Source organism: Nonomuraea sp. NPDC050383, assembly GCF_044459125.1.
In the GTDB taxonomy this organism is placed as follows: Bacteria; Actinomycetota; Actinomycetes; order Streptosporangiales; family Streptosporangiaceae; genus Nonomuraea.
In genome coordinates this window covers 1-22,300 of record NZ_JBITIP010000036.1, presented here as the reverse complement: position 1 = coordinate 22,300, position 22,300 = coordinate 1, and the positions used below count along the sequence as shown (strand labels likewise).

Genomic DNA, 22,300 nt, shown 5'->3' with positions numbered 1-22,300 from the left:
AGGTGCGTCGCGCCCGGCGGATGTGCCGTCCGCACACGCCCGGTGCGGCAAAGGTGTGACGGGGGGCGCTGGACCGGCCGGGGCGATGCGGTGACGATGGCGGGCGTTCCCCGGGTGCCGCCGGCGCGGGGGGCGCGCCCGAGCTCGGCGGCATCTCGCAACCCTGTGGACAGGAGCCCCATGCGCTGCTTATGGACGGTCGCGGTGATGCTGGCCGCGTTGCTGGTACCTACCGCGGCCCAGGCCGCGACGCCGTCGTACCTGACGCTGGAGGCGACGTACACCAGCGTCGCGAACGGTTGGTCCACCGTGGAGAGGTACCTGGACACCACGCCGGGCTTCACCCAGGAGAGCTACCCGCCGGACGGCCGCGGCGACCAGGACGGCCAGCGCCTGACCTTCTTCGGCGGCGTCAAGCGACCGTTCTCCGGCCGGTTCCTCCTGTACCACGCCCCCGGATGGAACACCAATCCCAAGAGCACGCCGGTCCTGCTGGTGCACGGCGCCAACGACAACCCGGACCGGGCGTGGGCCAACCCCGGCGAGTCGGGCGGCTTCGGCTGCGGCGCCTTGAGCTGCCCGGGCACCGGCATGATGCAGCACCTGGTGAGTGCCGGGTACCGGGTCTTCGCGATCGGGTTCGCGCACAAGGAGGGCGACAACCTGATGCAGGCCCAGGAGGTCGGCGACGCGGTCTCGCTCATCAAGGCCAAGCTCGGCGTGCCGGCCGTGGACCTGGTGGGCTGGAGCAAGGGGATGATGTCGGCGCGAATGTACGTGTCGTCGGTCAAGCCGAGCTGGGGCCGTCCGTACGCCGGCGACGTGCGCAAGCTCATCACGCTGGGCGGCCCGAACGCCGGGTACGACTACCCGTTCGCGCACGGCTGGGCGCACGACGTCTCGATCTGGCCCGAGTGCGGAGGCGGCGTCAACTCGCCCGCCCCGCACACGCACATGACCTGCTACGGCGTCTACGCCTACCATCCGGAGTTCTCGTTCGTGCCGGCCGGCGGGTTCGACTGCTATGCCGGGCAGCGGCAGATGCTGGCGCGCTTCGACGGCACGTACGGCGTCGACCAGACGCAGCAGGACTGGTACACCACGTACTACGGCGGGCAGGGCTTCTACACCTCAGGGCCGGGCATCCAGGCCGCGATCGACGCGGGCTCGCTGATCTCGCGCATCCGGCAGGCGGGCGTGCCGGCGTCGGTGGCGACGTACCTGCTGGCCGGCGGGTCGCCGAGCGTCGCCGGCATCTACAACGAGAACCGCGGCCCCAGTGACGGCGTGGTGTTCGTGAGCAGCGCGCTGTCCACGGCGGGTATCGGCACCGTGGCCGGCACCGCGCTCGTGGGCGGCGCCAACCACCTCCAGCTCGGCTGGTACCCCGCGGTCGCGTCGCAGGTCGCGAGCTGGCTCGGCTGACCGCCTCCGGCGAGGCCGGGCGGCAGCGCCCCGCCGGCCGGTCACCCGGAGGCCGTCTGGTTTCCTTCCGGGTCCCCGTGACGCAGCACGTGGAAGGTCGTGAGGATGTAGGCATGAGCTCATCGCAGCCCTTCGCCGACCACGGGTCCGAGCCGCGCACCTCTGGGTCTGCCCCGGATCACCGCTACCTGCTCGACAACGCCCGGAGGGAGGCGGGCGAGCGGTTCACCTGGCTGGCCGAGCTGTTCGACGGTGTCACACGGGGGCACTTCGACCGGCTCGGAGTGAAGGCGGGCTGGCGCTGCTGGGAAGTCGGCGCCGGAGGCCCGAGCGTTCCCGAGGCACTCGCCACGGCCGTCGGACCGACCGGTTACGTGCTGGCCACGGACATCAATCCGGCCTGGTTGGACCCGCACGGCGGGTACGAGGTGCTCCGGCACGACATCGTCGGGGACCCGCCGCCGGAGCCAGGCACGTTCGACCTGGTACACGCCCGGCTCGTGCTCGTCCACGTGCCCGACCGTGCCCGGGCGTTGGCGGCGATGGTGGCGGCGCTGCGGCCCGGCGGCCGGCTGTTGGTCGAGGACGCCGATACCGAGTTGCAGCCGCTGGCCTGCCTCGATGAGGTCGGCCCGGCACAGCGGCGCGCCAACCGGCTGCGGCGCGCCGTCCGGGAGTTGATGACCCGCCGCGGCGCCGACCTGCGCTACGGCCGTACGCTGCCGCGGGCGTTGCGTGCGGCCGGTCTGGTCGATGTCACGGCGGCCGGCTGCTTTCCGGTCGGCGGGGTGGCCTGCGACCGGCTGGAGGCCGCGACGGTGCGCATGGTCCGCGCCGAGTTGCTCGCCGCTGGGTTGGCCGACGACGCCGAGATCGACGCGCACCTGGCCGCCATCGATGCCGGCGAGCTCGACCTCACCCTCGCGCCGCTGATCTCGGCATGGGGGCGCCGCCCGGGACGGCCCTCGGTGTCCGGGCCGCGGTCAGCCACAGGCCGGTGAACACGGCGCTGACCAAGGTGACGGCGCCGGCCGCGAGGAAGGCGCTGTTGAGGCCGGATTCGAAGGAGGCGCCGCCGGACTCCCGGGTGTGGACGATCGCTCCGAGCACCGCCACGCCGAGCACCGCGCCGATCTGCCGGGTGGTGCTGCTGACGCCTGAGGCGAGGCCGCCTTCCTGGGGGCTGACCGCCTGGATGGAGGCGCCGGTCAGCGGGGACATGGTCAGAGCGAACCCGATGCCGACGACCGCCAGCCGCCACCACACGTTCCCGTAGCCGGTGTCGGCGTGGACGAGGCCCAGGGCCAGCAGCCCCAGTCCGGCCAGCGCCAGGCCGATGCTGACGACGACGCGGAAGCCGTACCTGGCGGCGAAGCGGCCCGCGAACGGGCTGACGATCACCATGGCGAGGGAGCCGGGCAGGGTCCGCAGCCCGGCGACCAGGATCGACGTGTCCTGGACGTAGACGAAGAACTGGGAGAAGAAGAACGACGAGCCCGAGAGCGCGAACCCGACCACGACCATCGCCGTGTTCGACACCGTGAACAGCCGCTGCCGGAACAGCCGGAGCGGCAGCATCGGCGTGGACACACGACCCTCGACCACGACGAACGCGGCCAGGAGCACCAGCCCGGCGGCGAAGCTGGCCAGGATCACCGGCGAGGTCCAGCCGCGGGAACCGCCCTCGATCAGGCCGTAGGTCACAGCGCCCACGCCCGCGACGGACAGGACCGTGCCGGGAACGTCGATCGGCGGCGCGCCCGCGTTGCGGGACTCCCTCAGCACGCGCAGCCCGGCCACCAGCAGGACCGCGCCGATGGGCACATTGACCAGGAAGATGGCGGGCCAGCCGAAGGCGTCCACCAGGATGCCGCCGGCCAGCGGTCCGGCGGCCAGGCCGATGCCGCTGAACCCGGCCCACAGCCCGATCGCTCTGACGCGCTCCCTCGGGGCGGGATACGCGGCGACGAGCACGGCCAGCGAGGCGGGGCTCAGCGCCGCGGCCCCGACGCCCTGCAGCACCCGTCCGGCGATCAGCCAGCCGATCGAGGGCGCGAGCGAACACACCACCGACGCGGCCGTGAACACCACCAGCCCGGCCAGGAACACCCTCTTGCGGCCGAACCGGTCGGCGAAGACGCCGCCGGACAGCAGGAGCATGGCCACCAGCAGCACGTAGGCGTCGACGATCCACTGCAGACCGGTCAGCCCGGTGTGGAGCCGCTGCTGCATGTCGGGCAGGGCGGCGCCGACGATCGTGTTGTCGAGCAGCACCATGAACTGACCTGCGCAGGTCAGGGTGAGCAACGCTTTCACGCAAATCCTTCCTCAGAAGTTAATGATTGGTCTCGCGCTTTTAGGCGCGGTCAATGGTGTGCGGGCCCGGCCACTGGTTCACGCCCGCTTCGCCGGCCCGGGCGACCAGCGGTTCCGGCACGCGTGGCGGCCGCGAGTTCTCCGGCCGATGGGGTGGCCATAAAATGGCGCTCCGCACCATGAGATAGATGTCTCCATGCTCATCGGTGCATGGCCATAGCGAGCGGAATTTGTTCAGTAGCGGAATGACGAGCAACGTATGCCCGCCGCGTTCGCCGAGGCGTGGAAGAGCCACCTGAGGCAGCTGTACGCCGCCGCCTGTCGCGCCCGAGCGGACGCGACAGGGCGTCCCACCGCTATGCTCAGCGAGCCGCCAGGGAGCGCACGACGCAGAACTCGTTGCCCTCAGGGTCGGCCATGACCACCCAGCTTCGGTCTGGGCCTTGGCCCACATCTCTCTTGATGGCGCCGAGGCCGAGCAATCTGGTCACCTCGTCGTCGGTGCTGCAGTCGATCGGGCTGACGTCGAGGTGGAGTCGGTTTTTCACGGTCTTGCCCTCGGGCACCTGGATGAACAGCAGGGTGGGCGGCATCTGGCGAGCGCGGACCTCCTCGATGGTCGGCTCCCAGGAGCCGATCTCGACCTTGTGCTCGTTCCGGTCGATCACTTTGAGGTCCAGAACCGCGCACCAGAAGGCCGCGAGTCTCTCCGGATCGTGGCAGTCGATGGTCAACTCGGTGAATCTACTTGTCATGTCGTTTCCTCTGTTGAAGGCGTTCCGAACCATGCGGAGAGTGCCTCACGCAGTGCGGGCGTAGCGCTGTCCGCGGATTCGTCGAGGCCGGCGGCCCAGGCGACGTGCCCGTCCGGGCGGATCAGCAGTGCGTCGGCCGGGCGCTCGTCGGTCTTGGCGGTGCGGATGTCCACGCGATCGCGCCACTGCCGGGCGACCTGGCGAAGCTCCGGGCGGCCGGCGAGGTCGAGCAGGACGGGCCGGGCGGCGTGCAGGAGCTCCGCGACGCTGGTGACGCCCTGGTCGGTGTGCAGGGTGAGGTCGGGGGCGAAGGTGCCGGCCAGCGGGTGGGGCTCGGCGCCGGGCATGGGGTAGCGCAGGTCGGTGCCGGCGACGAGCGCTCCCATGCGGCGCAGCGGCTGCTCGTCGGCGAGCAGTTCGGTGAAGACCTCACGCAGCGCCTCGGCGGCCGCGTCGTGCCCGCGGCGCAGTGCCACCTGGGCCCGGGTGTGCAGCATGGTACGGGCGCCGGCGAGGTGGCGTTCGCCGTGGTAGGTGTCCAGCAGGCCGGCCGGTGCGCGGCCGTGCAGGTCGGCGGCGAGTTTCCAGGCCAGGTTGACCGCGTCGAGCATGCCGGCGTTGAGCGCCACGCCGGTGGCGGGGAACAGGTGCGCCGCGTCGCCGGCCAGCAGGATCCGGCCGTCGCGGTAGCGCTCGGCCTGGTGGGCCTTGAAGGTGAACCGCGACAGCCGGGTCGCCTCCGCCACGGGCAGCCGCGCGCCGAGCACGCGGTGGATGCTGTCCTGGAGCTCCGGCACGGTCATGGGGACGTCGTCGTCGTACTCGGTGCTCTCGTCCTCGATCGTGTAGAGGGAGACGGCCCTGGAGCCGGGCGAGGAGCCGATGCCGAACAGGCCGTGGTCCGTGCGGGTGAAGCCCGCGCTGATCGTGCCGAAGCCGGGGACGTCGAGGCCGCCGTTGCCGAGCACGGTCACCTCGGCGGGCAGCGTGACCTGGGCCAGCCGGTTGACCTCCGGATAGGTGATGCCGGGGAACGGAATGGCGGCCCAGTCGCGGACGCGGCTGCGCGCGCCGTCGCACCCTACGACGTAGCGGGCGACTACCTGGTACGGGCCGTCCGGACCCAGCACGTCCACGGTCACCGCCGTGTCGTCCTGGCTGATCCCGGTCACCTCGTGCCCACGGCGGATCTCGACGTCGAGCTCGCCGGCGCGGTCGTCGAGCAGCTGCTCCAGCTGCTGTTGCGGGAGCGGCAGGGCGTGCAGCGGGGGGTCGGCCAACTGGGTGAAGTCCAGATGCACGCCGCCGAACGGGAACCGGGGTGGTGGGACGGGGCCGGTGCAGGCCGCCTCGAAGCGCTCCAGCAGGCCCCGGTAGCGCAGCAGCTCCAGGATCTGCCCGCCGAGGCCGCCGGCCTTGGGGATGTCGCGGCGCTGCGGCTTGCGCTCCAGCACCAGCGGCCGTACGCCGGCCAGCCGCAGCTCGGCGGCCAGCATGAGGCCGGCGGGGCCGGCCCCTACGATGATCACGTCGGTTCGGGTCACGGGGTTCTTCCTTCTTCGAGGTCGCGGGCCACGGTGGAGGCCGGGGTGTGCAGGATGCCGTCGAAGGCGTCCAGGACGGGGGTGTGCAGGAAGGTGCTCTGCAGCCGGATACGGTCGGGGCCAGGGCCGGCCTGGGCGCGCGCCGGGCGGAGGCCGGCGAGACTGAGCCCGAGGCCGGCGCCGGCGAAGGCGGCTTCGACGCTGCCCGGCTCGGGCGGCTGCAGCGCGGTGTCCTCGATGCGGAAGCCGAAGCGCGCTTCCTCGTCGCGGATCATCTCGCCGGTGTGGCCGCCGGTGCTGGTCAGGCCGAGGGCGAAGTACGCGTCGCCGAGCGCGTTGTGCAGGTGTTGCCCCATGGGGAAGCCGGTGAGCTGCCCGTTGAACGAGATGGGTGCCTTCTGGATGTGGGCGTTGTGGGCCGCCAGCACGATGCGGGTTCCGGGCTTGGAGCGCTCCAGGTGCCACAGGACCGATCCGGCCATGTAGACGTCGCGGGCCGAGGTGTCGGCGGTCAGCCCGGTCCCGGCGAACAGGCCGGCCATGGCGCGGAAGCCGTAGTCGGCCTGGCAGGCGCCTTCGAGACGGCGCAGCGCGATGTCGTAGCTGGGCCGGTCGCCGCGGGAGACGTACAGCGGCTCGACGGCGCGGAACCGGATGAGCAGGCGCGTCAGGGCGGCGGTGAGGGCGTCCTGGTCGGCGGCGGGCAGGCGGGCCCACGCGGGCGCCGCCGCGGCCGCGGAGGTTCCGGCGAACGATCCGGCGATGCGCGTCGCCGTCTCGATGGACGGCAGGGCTTCGGGGTCGATCCGGCGCAGGTAGTCGGCGACCGGGGTCAGGGCGGGGAGCAGGGACCCACCGGCCGCCGGGATGTCGATGCCGGCGAAACGCACCGGTTGTGAGGCTGTGGCGTTGTGCCGGCGGATCCAGCGCAGCGGGTCGTCGACCCCCACGGGGATCGCCTCGGCGAGGTGGCCCGTCAGGTCGTCGTCGGTGCCCTCGCCCTGGGCCCAGGCGTCGAGGGGGAAGCCTTCGCTGAAGCCGTACTCGAAGGCCAGGACGGTGAAGTCGCAGCGTTCGACCAGGAACCGCAGGAGGCGCCGGCGCAGGCGGACGAACTCGTCGATGAAGTGGGAGTGCTCGCCGATCGCGACGACGCGCGCGTCGCCGATGAGGTCGCGCAGCGGCTCCAGGTCGTCGAGCGGCGCCTCGGGGTCGAGGTGGGTGAGCGGGGCGGCGTGGCCGCCCAGCCAGTCGGCGAACGGGTCGGGGTGGAACGAAGCAGGCATGCTGATGGCTCGATTCTGGTGCTGAAAGGTCAACGGACGGGTCTCACGCCTGCGCGGCCGCCACCTTCTCCAGGTCGCCGACGCTGCCGGACATGATCGTGCGGACGTGTTCGGTGATGAGCTGGAGCGGCCAGTCCCACCAGGCCACGGCCAGCAGGCGGTCGACGTCGGCGTCGCTGTGGCGGCGGCGGATGAGCCTGGCCGGATTGCCGCCGGCGATGCCGTAGTCGGGCACGTCGTCCACGACGACGGAGCCGGAGGCGATGATCGCTCCGTGGCCGATGCGGACGCCGGGCATCACCATCGCCCGGTAGCCGAGCCAGACGTCGTGGCCCACCACCGTGTCACCCCGTCCGGGCAGGCCGGTGATGAGGTCGAAGTGCTCGGCCCAGGAACCGCCCATGATCGGGAAAGGGAACGTCGAGGGGCCGTCCATGCGATGGTTGGCGCCGTTCATGATGAACCGCACCCCCTCGCCGAGCGCGCAGAACTTCCCGATGACCAGCTTCTCCGGCCCGTAGTGGTAGAGCACGTTACGGGTCTCGAAAGCGGTCGGATCGTCCGGGTCGTCGTAGTAGGAGAACTCGCCGACCTCGATCAGCGGCGAGGTGACCAGCGGTTTCAGCAGCACCACCCGCGGCTGATCGGGCATCGGGTGCACCACGGTCGGGTCGGGGAAAACGGGTATCACCAATCGGCTCTTTCCACGAGACACTGAAGAGTACGGAACGTACCGTACCGATAGGATGATGTCGGCGCCCGGAAACGTTGTCAAGTACGGGACGTACCGTTCCGATAAGGTGGCGGCATGACCCGCACACCCCATCGCCGCGGCACCGACCGGACCGAGGCCATCATGCGGACCACGCTGGAGCTCGGCCAGGAGATCGGCTACTCCAACCTCAGCATGGAGGCGGTCGCGGCCCGCGCCGGCGCCAGCAAGCAGACCCTCTACCGCCGATGGTCGTCCAAGGGAGCCCTGCTGCTCGACTCGCTGCTGTCGCTGAACGAGCCCAGCCTGGACTACCCCGACACCGGCGACCTCGCCGCCGACCTGCGCGCACAGATCTACGCGGCCGTGGACCTGCTGGGCCGCCCGCCCTACGGTCCCCTGTTCTACGCTTTGGTCGGCGAGGCCCAGCACGATCGCCGGGTCGCCGACGCGCTCAACGAGCGCTTCATCACCCCGCAGCGGGACAAGACCGTCGCCCGGCTGCGGGCGGCCCGCGACCAGGGCCAGCTGGCGTCCGGCTTCGACCTCGATCTGGCGATGGCCATCCTGTCCGGCCCGCTGTACTTCCGGCTCCTGATCACCAAGGAGCCGCTGACCCACGAGTACGTCGACCGCGTCCTCGACGCGCTCTTCGCCGGGATGATGCCCCGCTCGTGAGCGGGCTCGCCCGCCGGCGGCCGGAGCAGCACCGCCCGCGGCTGCCCGGGCATGGGGGGCACCGCGTTCGGGTCGGCCGGGATCGGGCTGTTCATGACATATGTTCCTCTCCAGCTGCGCTTAATGCGACAGCTTATACATTAAGATAGTGTCATGACGCAGCCCACCGAGCGAACCGGGGGCCGGGCGGAGTCTTCCGCTGACCTGCCGCCGCCCCGCCGCCGCCCGGGCGGCCGTACCGAGCGCACCCGCGCGCAGGTGCTCGACGCGGTGCGGGCCGAACTGGCCGAACGCGGCTACGACGCGCTCACCCTGGACGCCGTCGCGGCCCGCGCGGGCGTGCACCGCGCGACCGTGTACCGGCGCTGGCGCGACGTCGGCGGCCTGCTCGCCGACCTCTGCGCGGCCACCGCCGGCGACGACTGGCAGCCGGAGGACACCGGCTCCCTGGAGGGCGACCTCGCGGCCCTCAACCGGGAGAACCTGGCGGCACTGACGGACCAGCCGTCGATCGCCGCCGCCCTGCTGGCTGCCTCATTCCGCTCCGAGGAGGCCGCGCGCGGCCTGCGGCAGCTGTGGGCGGATCGTTACGCCCGCTGCGAGGTCGTCGTCGAGCGCGCCGTACGGCGCGGCGAACTGCCGCCGGACACCGACGCGCGGCGACTGCTCGTCGCCGCCACCGCGCCGCTCTACCACGAGGTGGTACTGCTGCGCACGCCGCCCGACCCGGACCTGGACCTGCCGGGCCAGGCGGCCAGGACCGTGGCCCTGGCCGCCGCCGCGGGCGCCTTCGCCCGCCCCACGCATCCCGCGTTGCCGGGTTGAAGCCTCACGTGACGCAAGCTCAGCGGCGCTCGCCATCTCGCACTTCCAGGAGCGGCAGGCCCGCCGCGTACCGCCGGAAGAAACCGGCGGTCGGGGTGTTCGCGGTCGCGACGGCGTCCGGGGTGCCCTCCGCGATCACCGTGCCCCCGTCCGGACCGGCTCCCGGCCCCAGGTCGATCACCCAGTCCGCGGACGCGGCGACGGGGATGTCGTGTTCGGCCACGACGACGGTGTTGCCCGAGTCGAGCAGCACGTCGAGCGCATCCACCACCCGCTGGATGTCAGACGGGTGCAGGCCCGAGACGGGTTCGTCGAGAACGACAAGACCGGCCTTGCGGCCCGCGGCACCGCGCTGGATCGCGGACGCCAGCTTCAGCCGCTGCGCCTCGCCGCCGGACAACTCTGTGGCGCTCTGGCCGAGCTGGAGATAGCCGAGTCCGACCTGGTTCAAGGCTCTCAGGGTTTCCGCGAGTTGCCGGGGTTCGGAGAAGTGCTCCACCGCCTCGGCGACGGTCAGCTCCAGCACCTGATCGATGGCCAGTCCCCGGTACCTGATCTCCAAGGCATCCGGCCGATAGCGCCGCCCCTCGCACGCGTCGCAGACCACCCACACATCCGGCAGGAAGTGCATGTCGACCAGCTTGCGCCCATAACCGGTGCAGGTTTCGCAGCGGCCACCGCCCGCGGTGTTGAAGCTGAACCAGGAGGCATTGACCCCGCGTCCGCGTGCCACGTCGGTTTCGGCGAACAGCTTGCGGACGATGTCGAACGCCTTGCTGTAGGTGGCCGGGTTGGACCGCGGCGTGCGCCCGAGCGGTTCCTGATCGACGACGGCGACCCAGTCGAACCCCTCCAGGCGGGTCACCTGTCGCACCGTGTCGGTCGCCGTCCCGTTCAGGGCGGCCTCCACGCTCGCCGCGAGCGCGCCGAGCAGGCTGCTCTTGCCGCTGCCGCTCACCCCGGTCAGGCAGGTGAGCCGACCGGCGGGGAAACGCACCAGGTCCGCGGTCACATTGTGCGCACTCAGGCCGTGCAGCTCCACCCAGCCGGTGTCATCCCCGACCGGACGGCGGGCCCGGCGCAGCCGCGGCCCGTCACCGGCCAGATAGCGTCCGGTCAGCGACGTCGGGTGGGCGGCCGCGTCGGCGGGAAGCCCCGACACGAGGACCTCACCGCCGAGGCGGCCCGCGCCGGGCCCCATGTCGATCACCCAGTCGGCCCGGGCGATCAGTTCAGGGTCGTGCTCGACCAGGAGCACCGTGTTGCCGGCCTCGCGTAGCTCCAGGGCGATGTCGAGCAGGTGCGCCTTGTCCGCGGGATGCAGTCCGGTCCCGGGCTCGTCCAGGACGAAGACGATGCCGTTCAGCTCGGTGCTGAGCTGCGCGGCGAGCCGGGTTCGCTGCAACTCACCCCCGGACAGCGTCGCCGCGCTCCGGGACAGCTGGAGATGGGCCAGGCCGAGCCGGTCGAGGATGCCGAGCCTGCGGCCCAGGTCCTGCAGCAGCGGCTCGCCCACCTCTCGCTGCCGGGAGCCCAGGTTGTCCGCCACCCGTTTCGCCCAGCTGCGCACCTCCCGCACTTCCACCTCGAGCAGGTCGGGGTAGGTCAGCCCGCCGAGCCGCACCGACCGGGCCACCTGGTCGTACCCGCTGCCGCCGCAGGTGCCGCACGGCTGCTTGCGCATGTACGGCAGGTAGCGCTGCTTGGCGCTGGAGGTCTGGGCGTTCACGAACACCCGCTCCACCTCGGCGAGCGCGCCCCGCAGCGGCTGGCTCGAGGTGTAGGTCACCGAGACCGTCTCCTTTTTGTTGGACATGTCGACGGTCGCCTCGACTTTCTCCTCACCTGTGCCGTACAGCACGCAGTGGCGGAACTCCTCCGGCAACGACTGCCACGGCCGGCCGAGGTCCACGCCGCGCTTCTCGGCGAGCGCCGGCACGAACGCGTGCTCTCCCGACCGCCACTTGGCATACCAAGGTGAGGCACCCTCGAAGAGCGGAAGCTCCGGATGGGTGATGACCAGGTCCTCCTGCGCCTGCCACCGCCCGCCCACCCCGTGGCAGTCCACGCAGCCGCCTTCCGGGGTGTTGCGGTCGAAATGAGCCGTCGTCAGATGCCCGTCGACGCTCTCCGCCGCCGGGTCCGCGCCGATCCCCGGAAGGCGCGAGTACAGCAGCCCCAGATGCCCGTCGATGCCGGTGATCGTCGCGACCGTGGACCGCGGGTTGCGGTTCAGACGGCGCTGGTCGACCGCGAGCGTCGCGCCGAGTCCCAGGATGCGATCGACCTTCGGCCGATTGCGCTGCGTGATGTACTGCCGCACGAACGGCGAAAGCCCCTCCAGATACCGCAGCTGGGCCTCGTTGTGCAGGGTGTCGATGGCCAGCGAGGTCTTGCCGCTGCCGCTCACCCCGGTGAAGGCAGTGAGCCACCCCTTGGGGATGCTCACCGACACGTCCCGCAAGTTGTTGGTACGAGCCCCCACCACCTCGATGGCCTCGCGCCCCATACTCGCGACGTCCCGTACGAACGCAGTCAACCTTGATCCACCCTTCGCGACACAGCAGAACACAGGCGGACGGACCCCCACCCATGACGAATGAATTGATGACGCCACTACGCGGCGGCCGCTCAGCGCCATGGCGCCGAGCGGCCGTTTGATCGGATCTCTCAGCACGTGGCCGGTCTCGACGCGGCCCGTGCCGCAGATCAGGACCGGGACACCCCGGTGAGCTTGTCGATGCCGGGGGCGTAGGCGGTCATCCAGTGCGGATGCAGCCGGTAATAGACCACATCGTTGTCCCAGTCGAAGCAGTCGTCGCCGTAGAAGTCCTTGAAGTAGGCGAGCAGGTCCGGCCAGTCAGCGGCCGGCTCGCCGTTTTCGGGGTTGAGGATCTCCACCGTGCCGTGCGTGAACACGCCCAGGTCCTCACCGCGCATGTGCGCGACGCTGGTGGCGGGGCGGGCAGCGAGATGGCGGGCCTTGGCGGCGCTGCGCGCCGTGCCGAAGTGCCACCTTCCGTGCAGGAAGTGCCCGTCCACACCGCTGATCCGCGGCTCTCCCTTCGCCGTCACGGTGGACAGGGCGAGGGTGCACATGCCGGTCAGAATTCGGGTGACCTGCTCCGCGGTCAGGGTGTTCGCAGTGACGATCGAGCGGAGGTGCGAGGTCGAACGGGAAAGGGAGGCTTCGAGGAGAGCCTGAAGCTCCTTGAGCTCCTCGGGCGTTTCGCGCATTGAAGTCCTTGTCTATCCGTGAGGCCCCGGTCCACACTCACATCGGCGCCGACCGGTGGATTCATGATTTCTCCGAAACCCGACACCTCGTGTCATGTTTCTCAGCCATTTGGCGGATGCCGTCGGGCCGCCCTCCGACGAGCGGATGGAGCGGCTGCGGTCGTATCCGGACGTAGGCAGTTCATCTGGTCGGTGCCGCAGGCGGCGGTACAGCGGCTGAACCACCTGGCGGTGTTTCCGGGGGCCCTGCGGATCCGTCCTACGGCAAGAGCTTGGTGAGAAGAGCGCGAAGTTCTTGAGCGCTGTCCGGGCCGAGGATGTCGTCGATGTCGCGCTCCATGCTCTCCAGGGCTTCACGCACTATCGGGATGCGGGCGCGGCCGAGGTCGGTGAGTTGCAGGGCATAGCGGCGTCGGTCGTGCGGGTCCTGGCCGCGGGATACGATGCCGGCCTGCACCAGCTCCTCGATGAGTGACGCGGTGGCCGGTTCGGTGAGGTGCAGGTATCGGGCCAGTTGCTCTTGCGAGCAGGGGGCGAGCCGGTCCAGGGCGGGCAGCAAGGCGAAGTGGCGGGTGCGCAGGCCGTGCGCCGCGAGCCGATGATCGCCAAGACGACGCAGCCGGTAATGGGCTTGAGCTATCAGGTGCTCGATGCTGTGGATGGCGGATGGCCCGTCGTCGGCGACGAGCTTGGTCAGCAGCGCGGCGAGGCGCTGCCGTTCGGGCTCGGTGAGCGCGCCGGTGAGCCGGGCGTCGCGAGCAGCGACGGCGTGGCGCATGCCGTCCAGGGCGGCACGGCCCGCCTCGGTCAGCGACAGCACGTAGGTGCGGCGGTTGGCCGGGTTGCGGGTGCGGACGACATGGCCCGCCTCTTGAAGCCGATCGAGCAGCCTGACCATGATCGTGCGGTTGATGCCAAGTCGGTGGGCGAGGTCCTGCTGGGAGGGGGCGTCTTCGTCGGCGAGGATGTCGAGCACCACAAAGTCGCGCGACTGGGGTCCGTCCTGCACGGCATGAGCGGTGACGGCAGTGAACACGCGGCGCATCAGGTGGCCGGTAGTTGCATGCAGCGGTCCGGATTCGTCGTCGACGACGTTCCCTGTCTGGTCGGGCACGAGCCTCACCTCCGGGCGTGATGTTAGCAGGCTGATGATTACCGTAGTGACGGTTGGAACATGATTAGTTGGGATGTTGACAGTTGGAGAAGCGCGGACCTAGAGTCCAGACGCCAACTCAGCGAAGGGTCTGAACGATCATGCGTACTGTCGCCGTCATCGACTCCCATCTCGCCTACGCAGAGACCGGGCAGGGCGAGCCGCCCGTGGTTTTCCTGCACGGCAGCCCCACCTCGTCCTACATCTGGCGCAACGTCATCCCGCACGTCGCCGATCGCGCCAGGGTCCTGGCCCCTGACCTGATCGGGATGGGCGCCTCCGGAAAGCCCGACATCGGTTACCGCTTCGCCGACCATGCCCGCTACCTGGATGCGTGGTTCGAAGCCATGGGGCTGGAGGAGGCCGTCCTGGTCGGCCACGACTGGGGCGGCGCCCTGGCCATGGACCGTGCCGCCCGCCACCCCGGTCAGGTGCGCGGCGTCGCCCTCCTGGAGACGTTCCTGCGGCCGCAGATGTGGGCCGAACTGCCGCAGGACGTGATCGACCACTCCAAGGCGCTACGCACCCCCGGGCTCGGCGAGCGGCTACTGCTGGAGGAGAACGCCGCCATCGAATACGCCCTGCCCCACCCCTTCGCCATCAAGACAGGCCTCAGCCCGGAGGACCACAACGTCTACCGCGCGCCCTACACCGACCCGGCGTCGCGCCGTCCGCTACTCCAGTGGCCTCGCGAGATTCCCTACGACCGCGAGCCGGCCGATGTGGCCGAGCGCATGGACGCCTACGGTGAATGGCTCGCCACCAGCCCCGAGGTACCCAAACTGCTCCTCACGGTTGAGGACGGTGTCGGTATCGCCTCCCCCGAGATCGTGGACTGGGCCCGCCAGAACATCGCCGCCCTCGAGATCGAAGGGATCGGACCCGCCGGCCACCAGGCCCCCGAGGACCAGCCGCACGCCATCGGCCAGGCCATCGCCAACTGGCTGAATCGCCATCACCTCCTCTCGCCGACGTCGTCCTCCCGGACATGACCCCAGTCCCGCGCGCCCGGCCGCTCGCCGGAAACTACGACCCGGCCGGGCCCGGCCGCATGCTGTTCGCGTTCTTCGCCGCTATGGCCGAGACCGAGCGGGAAGCAATCGGTGACCTTGGCGATGGCTTCGGCGCCGGGTTTGAGGGGTGTTCACGAATGGGCTCGACTGTGACTTGGATTTCTTGACGGCGTGATTGTTTGCACGTTCGCTGTCGTGATTTCGCAGCTCACCGAGGTGTGCGACGTGTACCTGGCCCGCCGGATCGCCGCACGGTTCGCCGAGACCCGTCCCGATGGCGACGGGGGCCTGGATCTGTCGTTGGGTGAGGTCGCAGAGCGGATCGCCGCCGATGCTGATCCCGCAGGGTGGGAGGAGATCCATCTCCACGGGCGGCGCGACATTCTCACGGCCTGTGCCCAGCGGCTCGCCGCCGTCCAGCACCGGCACCTGCCCGACAAGCCTGAGACCCGGGCGGATGTCACCAAGATGATCCGTGACACCTTCTCGATCGGCGGGAATCTGTGGGTGCTCGCCGATGAGGAGCTGCGGGAGGCTGGGTCCGCGTTCGAGCGGGTGAGGATGCTGCCCGACAGCGTCGACCAGTCGCCGCGCGGGAGTTCGCCGACGAACATTTTTTGTCGTCAGGGACCGAACTCGACACGTTCCGCCCAGGCGCCCGGCGCGTCGCGGGCCGTACGGGCCTCAACGGCTAACCCGAGGACTGCAGCCGTGGTAGCAACCTCTGATCACCGCTACCGCCAATTTCTGCACTCAGACTCCTCGGAGGCCTGAAGGGTACGCAGCGAGCAGTGTGGCCTACGCGAATGCGTCGGCGCCGGTTATCGCTCTCGGGGCGCGCCCGGCTCATTCTTTGTCGTCCCGGCCGAAACAGCTTTCACCCGGCGAGGGCGCGTGCGCCACCGCAGCGCTTGTGCATACTGCCGCAACCGATCACAATTGACCCGACGCGGCTCTTACTGAACCGGCGCACCACCGCTGTGGTTCAAGGGCCAGGGTCTGCCCGAAGCGGGTTTCCGTTCTCGACCTGAATGAGAGGTACGTAAGTGGCTTCCAGTGAGATCGAAGGCATCTCTGAGGCGCAGTGGGCGGAGATTGCTGCCGCTGCCGGCCGGCCAGCCGAGGAGTTGAAGGCGGTTGTGGAATCCGCGCGCGCGTCGTCTGAGTCCTCTGAGCCCATGACCGCCACGCTGGCCCATGGGGAGAATAATTATGAAATCCCGATCATACCTGGGGTGCTGGCCTTCAAGGTCTCGGCGGACGTTACGCCCGGCGACGACTGGACGGCTGACACAACCTTGACGATCCTGCTTTTCGACGAGGAGGTGGACTCCCAGAAGCACGCCTTCTCTCCGCAAGAGAGGACCGTTCACATCACGCCTTCGAACCCCCTGTATCAGGTCGACATGGAATTCGGATTCTATGGCGCTGACTGCTGCTTCGGAATGCACGGGCAGGCGAAGGTGATAGGCATCGGAAAAAAGGAAATCAATTACGATGACATCTTCTGCATCTTCTAGATGAGGGCCGTCGCGGGGGCGCCTAACACAAGACTTTGCCGCCCGACCACGGAAGATGGAAGCGGCCTGTCCGGACGGCTGGCAGGCCGCTCTCAGCGCGTCATGCGCGCGTGCGAGGAACCCGGCCGACGAACCCTCGCCGGCGTCGCTGGCCCGCAGACCAAGTACGCCTGAGATGGGCAGCTTCCCGCTCAGGCGGTGCGTCGCATGGAAGCTCCCACGTTTCGCTAGTTTCGGGAGTCGTCTACGCGCACATGCGCGAGACGTCCCATCGATCTTCGGGGCCCCGCGCCGGCGAGACGCGGCGGTAGACCTTACGCAGTTACAGGCGGGGCCGCGATCTGTCATTGTGGCCATGACACAGGGGCAGGTCGCGCACCGTGACCAGGCCGGATTCCGTTCCGAATCTCTCTGACCCCGGGCTCGCGGCGCGTGTCGTGCACGACAGGTGTTGCAACGACTAGGGTCGTCCTGACCGCTTCTGAGCTGCGTGAACTCGAACCGCACGCCTGCGGCGCCCCGGAGAAACGTCGGTGATCACGACGCCGGCGGCGAGGCGATCCTGGCCGACTGGCTCGCCCGCACCCGCGGCTGCTGGGCGAGCGGGGAGCAGGTCGCGCTCACCCACGAGCAGGTACTCGTCTACGGCCTGCCCGCGGCGCCGGGCAAGGCCGGCGGTCCGCGCCGGCCCGCCTTCGCCGCCCGCCACGACCTGGACCCAGCGCGGCCGACGCAGTGGGAGGCCGAAGCACTCGACCCCGGCGAACTGCGCCGCCTCATCGAGGACACGATCACCCGCTGGATCGACCGGCAGGCGTGGCGGCGATCCGTCGCTGAAGTACAGCGTGACATCGCCCGGCTACGCCAGTTCGTGCGCGGCCGGCCGTCCGGGCGGTGACACCGGCATTCACGCTTGCGCCCGGCCAATTACTGGCATTCAGGCGCGTGTGCGGCCCGGCTGGGGGAGTCGGTTCGCCGGGGCGCTCGCCAGCGCACCCTGGCCGTGCGTGCGCGCAGGCCGCCAAGCTCTCCGAGGCGCTCGGCCGGACGCGGTCAGCGGCCGGCGGTCTGGAGTCGGTTGAGAACGACTGAACCCCCGACCAGCCCGGCCCCACGCCGGAAGAGCGCGACGGCCCCGCTTCATCGAAGCGGGGGCCGTCGTCGTTGGCCGTCTTGGGGTCCGGCCCACATAAGCCCAGAACCCACATTCGATCTTGCTGGGCTGCTGATGTACCGGATGACGCACCCGAGTCGCGCGGCGACCGTTCCGGTGAACCCGCAGGTCGCCGACACCTTGGCGACGGCCATCCGTCCCTTATCCGGTACATCAACCCGTGTCCGCCGCGCGCCGCCCATCAGGCTCCTCGCCAGTGGCAACACCTGGTGCACGTGGGTTTCGGGCTTAGATGGGCCGGACCTCGTCCTGTGCTGGCCGCCGCGCAGGACGAACCCGATGATCTCGCCTCTGTGGGGCATCCGTACCGTCAGTGTGCCGGTGAGGTGGAGTCCGAGAGTCAGCCGGTCTGATCACCGAATCGGACCAATCGGCGTTCCCAGGCCAGGGCCGCGACCACACCGATGGCATAGGCGACCAGGTCCCATGGGTCGGGGAACGCGCCGACCAGGACACCGCCGATGCCCGGCGGGGTCATGCCGACTATTTGGTAGACCTCGACGGCGGCGGCGATCGCGGCCGTGGCCAGGGTGCGGCGTGCGGCGGTGGTGCGCCACAGCAGCCCCAAGAACGCGTAGACCAGCATGGTGGCGCCGACGTCGCTCACGTAACCGCGGATGAACGGTTGTCCCGGGCCCGGGTAGAAGAGGGCGAACGCGCCGACGGCAAGGGCGACGCCACCCAGAAGGACCATGGCACGGCGCATGTTATTGACATCTTCTCCGAATCTCAACGATCAGGACGAACCTGATCATAGAGCTCGTCCCTTATGGCGGCATGCTGATGGCGGCAGGTCAGCGACCGCGGTGGAGTGCCATGGCGACGGCATGCCAGCACGCTGGAACGTAGTGACGATCCATCCGGAATGAGGCCCGACGAGATGAAACAGTGCACGATCGCTGGCGCTGGCGCCGGCGTGTGCAGTTTCCTGCACACCATATGGCGGCCGGTGACATGATCCTTAGCGTGGATCGGGACGAGCTAAGGGCGAAGGTTCGGCGGGAGCGGCAGTTGCGTCGCCGGGTGCGCCGGGCGGCGTGACGGTTGCGCCAGGCCGAGGTCGAGTACGAGTGGGCTATCGCCTCGGCCCGTGCCGAGAGCCTGCCGGTGCGGGCGGTGGCGGCCGAGGCGGGGCGTTCGCCCTCGCGCATCCAGCAGATCGCCACGGCGGCCGCGCCGCTGCCGGAGTTGGAGGCGGCGCTGACGCAGTTGCGTCCGGCCGATGATGAGGATGCCTTCCACGTCGGGGTGGATCTGGATCGAGTGGCTGCGGTGCTGCGCCGGATCGCCTGTGACATCGACGAGTTGGCCCGTGCCCGCGCGGTGGCTGACCTGGACGAGGCCGCCATCGTCCACCAAGGACCGCCAGTGCCCGCTCGGCAAGCGGATGTGTTGAGGGTGTTCTCGGGGGCGGCAACGTCCTGATGACGACCCAAACCAGCGACGGCCCCAGCGCAGAGCCCAAGCTCTGCCTCGTAAGTCGATCGGGCCGATTCGGCGGAATCGTTAGAGTACCCGGATGCCTGCTCCGCGCACCCTGCTGCCGCGCTCGACACCGGCCACCTCGGGGATGTCGTCCCGTTCCATCGCCGCGATGTTGGACCGGCTCGAAGCACAATCCATCGAGTGTCACTCCATCATGGTCGTACGCCACGGTCACGTCGTCGCCGAAGGCTGGTGGGCGCCGTACACGGCCGACCGCCCGCACCTCCTCTACTCGCTGACCAAGTCGTTCACCTCGGTCGCCGTGGGGCTCGCGATCGCCGACGGGCTGCTCTCGCTGGACGACCGGGTGGTGGACGTGTTGCCCGACCACGTTCCGGCCGACCTCTCGGAGCAGGGACGCCGCCTCACCGTTCACCACCTGCTGTCCATGACGACCGGACACCGTACGGACAGTCTCGCCGAGGCCTGGCGACGGGAACCGGGCGACCTGGTGAAGGGCTTCCTGCGCGTACCGTTTCCCGAGCCTGAGGGAACACGGCACGCCTACGACAATGCGACCACGTTCGTCCTGGCCCGGATGGTGGAACGGGTCACGGGTCGCGGCCTGCCGGAACTGCTCGACGAGCGCCTGTTCCAGCCGATGGGCGTCGACCACGCCGAATGGGACCGGGTGGCGAGCGGTGCCGCCTTCGGCTTCCATGGGCTGCACCTCACGACCGAGGCCGTGGCCGCCTTCGGTGAACTGCTGCTGCGCGGAGGCCTCTGCGGCGACCGGCGGCTCGTCCCGCGCGAATGGGTGGAGCTCGCGACCAGACGGCACATCGATACCCGGCCGTTCGAGGACGGGTCGGGAAACGCCGACTACCTTCGCGGGTACGGTTACCAGTTCTGGGTGTCGCGTCATGGTTACCACGGTGACGGCTCCTTCGGCCAGCAGTTCGTGGTCGTCCCGTCGCACGATCTCGTAGTCGTCGCGACCGGCGCCCATACGCAGGCACAGGCGTTGCTCGACGCGATCTGGGAGTGCCTGCTGCCCGGCATGGACGATGCGGGAAGCACCCGGGACGACGAGATCCTCGCCGATCGGCTGCGGCGGCTGTCACTCGTTCCGGTGCCGGGCTCGGCCGCCCCGGAGCGTTCCGTCAAGGCGAGACTGGACGGCTCCTCCGAGGACTCGGCTCTGCCAGACGGAACCACGGTGATCGCCGACCCGGTGGACGGCGGATGGCTCCTGCGCCTCGGGCCGTTGCTCAACGTCCAGGTCGGCCACGGCGAATGGCGGGAAAGTTCGCCGCTCGGCCGCCCTGTCGTCGCGGCCGGCGCCTGGCAGGGCGACTCCTTCGTCGCCGACCTCTACGTCATCACCACCCCGCACCGGGTCCGGCTCGTGGTCGACGCCGACGCGGGGACAGCGGTGGCGACGTGGAACATCGTGCCCCTGACCGGCCCCAGCCTGGAGGTGCATGTACGGTCGCCGCTGATGACACGGCCCGACGTCGCGTAGGTGAGGTTGGTAAGGCTCAGGTGCCGGCTGGATCCCGGTCGGCGGCGAGGTCAGAGATGAAGGCAGCCGGGCGGCGAGCAGCACGCCGCCACCCGGGCCGGAACAGCGCCCTACTTGGTCAGGGATTCGGCGACGAGTCGCCAGATGTCCGCGGCCAGGTCCATGTTGCCGCTCTGCTGGGCCTGCTCGGCGAGCTTGCGCAGCCCGGCGAGCGCCGCGTCCTGCTCGCCCTCCAGGAGCAGGACACGGTTGCGCAGCACGTCGAGCCGCATCCGCTCCTGGTAGGTGAGCAGGTCGTCGAAGCCGGTCAGCCGGTCCAGGACCGTGCGGGCCTCGTCGAGGTCGCCGGTGAGGACGGCGATCCGGGCGCGCACGGCCAGCAGTTGCTGCTCGATGGTGGGGGCGCCCGCGAACGGCAACGCGGCCTCGACTTCTGCGACACGCCGCTGGGCGGACTCCGTTCTGGGCGGATCGGCCCTGAGGTCGAGCCGGGCCGCGCCGAGACGCAGGCGCATCCAGAGCGTCAGGTCGTCGCGGCCGTCGAAGCCGTCGATGGCCCGGTTCATCAGGTCCGCGCCGGTGTCGAGGTCGCCCTGGCGGACCCGGACGTTGGCCACGGTCCACACGGCTTGGGCCCGCAGCGCTCCCGAGACCTGGTCCGCCAGCGTGAGCAGTTCGTCGGCGTGCCGGGCGGCGTCGGGCAGTCGCCCGGCCTCGGCCAGCGCCGACACCAGGGCCAGCAGCGTGGAGGCCCGCACGCGGACGGGCAGGGCTTCGCGTTCGGCCAGCTCGTAGGCGTTTGTTGCGGCATCGACGGCGCCGACGATCTCTCCGGTGCTGCGCATGCAGCGCGACAGGGCGGCCAGCACTCTGGACTGCAGCTCGGGTAGCCCGATCTGCGCGCTGAGCTCGGCCAGCTCGTCGAGGCATTTCCGCTGCTCGGCGTACTCCTGACGCCACTGACGCCACTCGGCGACTTGCCAGAGGGCCTGCCAGCGCAGCAGGGGGTCCTCCCCGCCGGAGGTTTTCAGGGCGTCGCTGAGGGCCCGGCCGCCTTCGTCCTGGCTCAGGCCGGTGGCCAGGGTCAGGCTCTGGGCCAGGGAGGTGGCGGTGGACTGGGTGAGCTCGGCAGGGCTGATGCCGAGCTGTGTGGCCAGGTGCGTGATGGCCCGTTCGGTGGGCTGACGCGCCCCTGACTCCAGCCGGGACAGGTATCCGGTGGACATGCCCTCGCCCGCGAGGGCTGCGAGCGTCAGGCCGCGTTCGGTCCTCAGCTGCCTGAGTCGGCGGCCGAAGACTGGTTGTTCGAGCATGTCCGAACTCCCGGGTAGCGGTTGACGTCGTCCGACGTCCGGAGGGTCACGCCCGAGGCTAGCTCATTTGCCTCCCTCTGGACAAGTTCTTGCCAGCGCAGATGCCCGTACGCCACAGCTCTGGCAATTTTGCTTGGCAAATACTTGCCAAGACTTTGGCAATAGCCGTAACGTTCCTGTCGTCGCCAACGGACCTCGTCGCCGACAAGCCAGAAGCACCCGAAGGAGCACCGCCATGTCCCTCACCCTCGCCCTCACCGACCAGGACGCGCTCACCCTGCGCACCGCCGCCTGGGGCGCCGTCTCGCTGATGTCGGCCGCTGGTGCCGCCGGTTCGGCGCACCAGGCCGCCACCGAGGGCTCCGTCGCCCTGACCTCCGCGACCGGCCTGGTCGGGCA

20 protein-coding genes are annotated in these 22,300 nt (G+C 70.0%); 10 read left to right on the top strand and 10 right to left on the bottom strand.

All coding sequences use genetic code 11. The features are described 5' to 3' along the window. Positions 1–180: 180 nt before the first annotated feature. The gene (locus tag ACIBG4_RS42205) at positions 181–1,425 is read left to right on the top strand and encodes an esterase/lipase family protein (protein WP_397208269.1); all 1,245 of its coding nucleotides are present in this window, start codon (positions 181–183) and stop codon (positions 1,423–1,425) included. Between the two features lie 113 nt (positions 1,426–1,538). Continuing rightward, positions 1,539–2,426: a methyltransferase domain-containing protein gene (locus ACIBG4_RS42200; RefSeq protein WP_397208267.1), complete on the top strand. Its 888-nt coding sequence runs from the start codon at positions 1,539–1,541 to the stop codon at positions 2,424–2,426. On the opposite strand, the gene ACIBG4_RS42195 is transcribed toward ACIBG4_RS42200, so the two are convergent. The 5 genes from ACIBG4_RS42195 to ACIBG4_RS42175 all read right to left on the bottom strand — a co-directional run bounded on the left by ACIBG4_RS42195 (position 2,341) and on the right by ACIBG4_RS42175 (position 7,978). Further along, positions 2,341–3,741: a DHA2 family efflux MFS transporter permease subunit gene (locus ACIBG4_RS42195; protein ID WP_397208265.1), complete on the bottom strand. Its 1,401-nt coding sequence runs from the start codon at positions 3,739–3,741 to the stop codon at positions 2,341–2,343. The two genes, ACIBG4_RS42200 and ACIBG4_RS42195, sit on opposite strands and share 86 nt — an antisense overlap. Positions 3,742–4,103: 362 nt before the next feature. Beyond that, entirely contained in the window at positions 4,104–4,496 is a 393-nt protein-coding gene (locus ACIBG4_RS42190) for a VOC family protein (RefSeq protein ID WP_397208263.1), read from the bottom strand. Continuing rightward, positions 4,493–6,040 (bottom strand): FAD-dependent monooxygenase, encoded by a 1,548-nt coding sequence (locus tag ACIBG4_RS42185; RefSeq protein ID WP_397208261.1) that lies wholly within the window; start codon positions 6,038–6,040, stop codon positions 4,493–4,495. The genes ACIBG4_RS42190 and ACIBG4_RS42185 overlap by 4 nt, the downstream gene beginning before the upstream one ends. After that, the gene (locus ACIBG4_RS42180; RefSeq protein WP_397208259.1) at positions 6,037–7,326 is read right to left on the bottom strand and encodes an erythromycin esterase family protein; all 1,290 of its coding nucleotides are present in this window, start codon (positions 7,324–7,326) and stop codon (positions 6,037–6,039) included. Before ACIBG4_RS42180 ends, ACIBG4_RS42185 begins: the two co-directional genes overlap by 4 nt. A 43-nt stretch (positions 7,327–7,369) precedes the next feature. After that, positions 7,370–7,978 carry a CatB-related O-acetyltransferase gene (locus tag ACIBG4_RS42175; RefSeq protein ID WP_397208257.1) on the bottom strand — a complete coding sequence of 203 codons (609 nt, stop codon included), beginning with the start codon at positions 7,976–7,978 and terminating at the stop codon, positions 7,370–7,372. Between the two features lie 156 nt (positions 7,979–8,134). Here ACIBG4_RS42175 and ACIBG4_RS42170 point away from each other — a divergent pair, with 156 nt between their 5' ends. Together ACIBG4_RS42170 and ACIBG4_RS42165 are read left to right on the top strand one after the other, a co-directional pair. Further along, on the top strand, positions 8,135–8,716 hold the full coding sequence (locus tag ACIBG4_RS42170) for a TetR/AcrR family transcriptional regulator (RefSeq protein ID WP_397208255.1): 582 nt from the start codon (positions 8,135–8,137) through the stop codon (positions 8,714–8,716). 153 nt (positions 8,717–8,869) lie between these two features. Further along, complete coding sequence (locus ACIBG4_RS42165; RefSeq protein WP_397208253.1) at positions 8,870–9,541, top strand: TetR/AcrR family transcriptional regulator; 672 nt, start codon at positions 8,870–8,872, stop codon at positions 9,539–9,541. 19 nt (positions 9,542–9,560) lie between these two features. On the opposite strand, the gene ACIBG4_RS42160 is transcribed toward ACIBG4_RS42165, so the two are convergent. From ACIBG4_RS42160 to ACIBG4_RS42150, 3 genes are all read right to left on the bottom strand, one after another. After that, positions 9,561–12,050 carry an excinuclease ABC subunit UvrA gene (locus ACIBG4_RS42160; RefSeq protein ID WP_397208251.1) on the bottom strand — a complete coding sequence of 830 codons (2,490 nt, stop codon included), beginning with the start codon at positions 12,048–12,050 and terminating at the stop codon, positions 9,561–9,563. Between the two features lie 200 nt (positions 12,051–12,250). Continuing rightward, positions 12,251–12,778 (bottom strand): pyridoxamine 5'-phosphate oxidase family protein, encoded by a 528-nt coding sequence (locus ACIBG4_RS42155; RefSeq protein WP_397208249.1) that lies wholly within the window; start codon positions 12,776–12,778, stop codon positions 12,251–12,253. Between the two features lie 259 nt (positions 12,779–13,037). Further along, complete coding sequence (locus tag ACIBG4_RS42150; protein WP_397208247.1) at positions 13,038–13,892, bottom strand: MarR family winged helix-turn-helix transcriptional regulator; 855 nt, start codon at positions 13,890–13,892, stop codon at positions 13,038–13,040. Between the two features lie 140 nt (positions 13,893–14,032). On the opposite strand from ACIBG4_RS42150, the gene ACIBG4_RS42145 reads away from it, so the two are divergent. The 4 genes from ACIBG4_RS42145 to ACIBG4_RS42130 all read left to right on the top strand — a co-directional run bounded on the left by ACIBG4_RS42145 (position 14,033) and on the right by ACIBG4_RS42130 (position 17,362). Further along, on the top strand, positions 14,033–14,923 hold the full coding sequence (locus ACIBG4_RS42145) for a haloalkane dehalogenase (protein ID WP_397208245.1): 891 nt from the start codon (positions 14,033–14,035) through the stop codon (positions 14,921–14,923). A gap of 216 nt (positions 14,924–15,139) precedes the next feature. After that, positions 15,140–15,718, top strand: coding sequence for a hypothetical protein (locus ACIBG4_RS42140; RefSeq protein ID WP_397208243.1), 579 nt, complete (start codon positions 15,140–15,142; stop codon positions 15,716–15,718). Between the two features lie 272 nt (positions 15,719–15,990). Beyond that, a complete protein-coding gene (locus tag ACIBG4_RS42135; RefSeq protein WP_397208241.1) occupies positions 15,991–16,464 on the top strand; it encodes a hypothetical protein in 474 nt (157 codons plus the stop codon). A 490-nt stretch (positions 16,465–16,954) separates the two neighbouring features. Then, positions 16,955–17,362: a hypothetical protein gene (locus ACIBG4_RS42130; RefSeq protein WP_397208239.1), complete on the top strand. Its 408-nt coding sequence runs from the start codon at positions 16,955–16,957 to the stop codon at positions 17,360–17,362. A gap of 616 nt (positions 17,363–17,978) precedes the next feature. On the opposite strand, the gene ACIBG4_RS42125 is transcribed toward ACIBG4_RS42130, so the two are convergent. Continuing rightward, positions 17,979–18,332, bottom strand: coding sequence for a DUF2809 domain-containing protein (locus ACIBG4_RS42125; protein ID WP_397208237.1), 354 nt, complete (start codon positions 18,330–18,332; stop codon positions 17,979–17,981). A gap of 350 nt (positions 18,333–18,682) precedes the next feature. Here ACIBG4_RS42125 and ACIBG4_RS42120 point away from each other — a divergent pair, with 350 nt between their 5' ends. Together ACIBG4_RS42120 and ACIBG4_RS42115 are read left to right on the top strand one after the other, a co-directional pair. Beyond that, positions 18,683–19,063 carry a hypothetical protein gene (locus ACIBG4_RS42120; protein WP_397208235.1) on the top strand — a complete coding sequence of 127 codons (381 nt, stop codon included), beginning with the start codon at positions 18,683–18,685 and terminating at the stop codon, positions 19,061–19,063. Positions 19,064–19,157: 94 nt separating this feature from the next. Then, positions 19,158–20,588, top strand: a complete 1,431-nt coding sequence (locus ACIBG4_RS42115) for a serine hydrolase domain-containing protein (RefSeq protein WP_397208233.1) — start codon at positions 19,158–19,160, stop codon at positions 20,586–20,588. A 110-nt stretch (positions 20,589–20,698) separates the two neighbouring features. On the opposite strand, the gene ACIBG4_RS42110 is transcribed toward ACIBG4_RS42115, so the two are convergent. Continuing rightward, complete coding sequence (locus ACIBG4_RS42110) at positions 20,699–21,901, bottom strand: helix-turn-helix domain-containing protein (protein WP_397208231.1); 1,203 nt, start codon at positions 21,899–21,901, stop codon at positions 20,699–20,701. Positions 21,902–22,300: the final 399 nt, after the last annotated feature.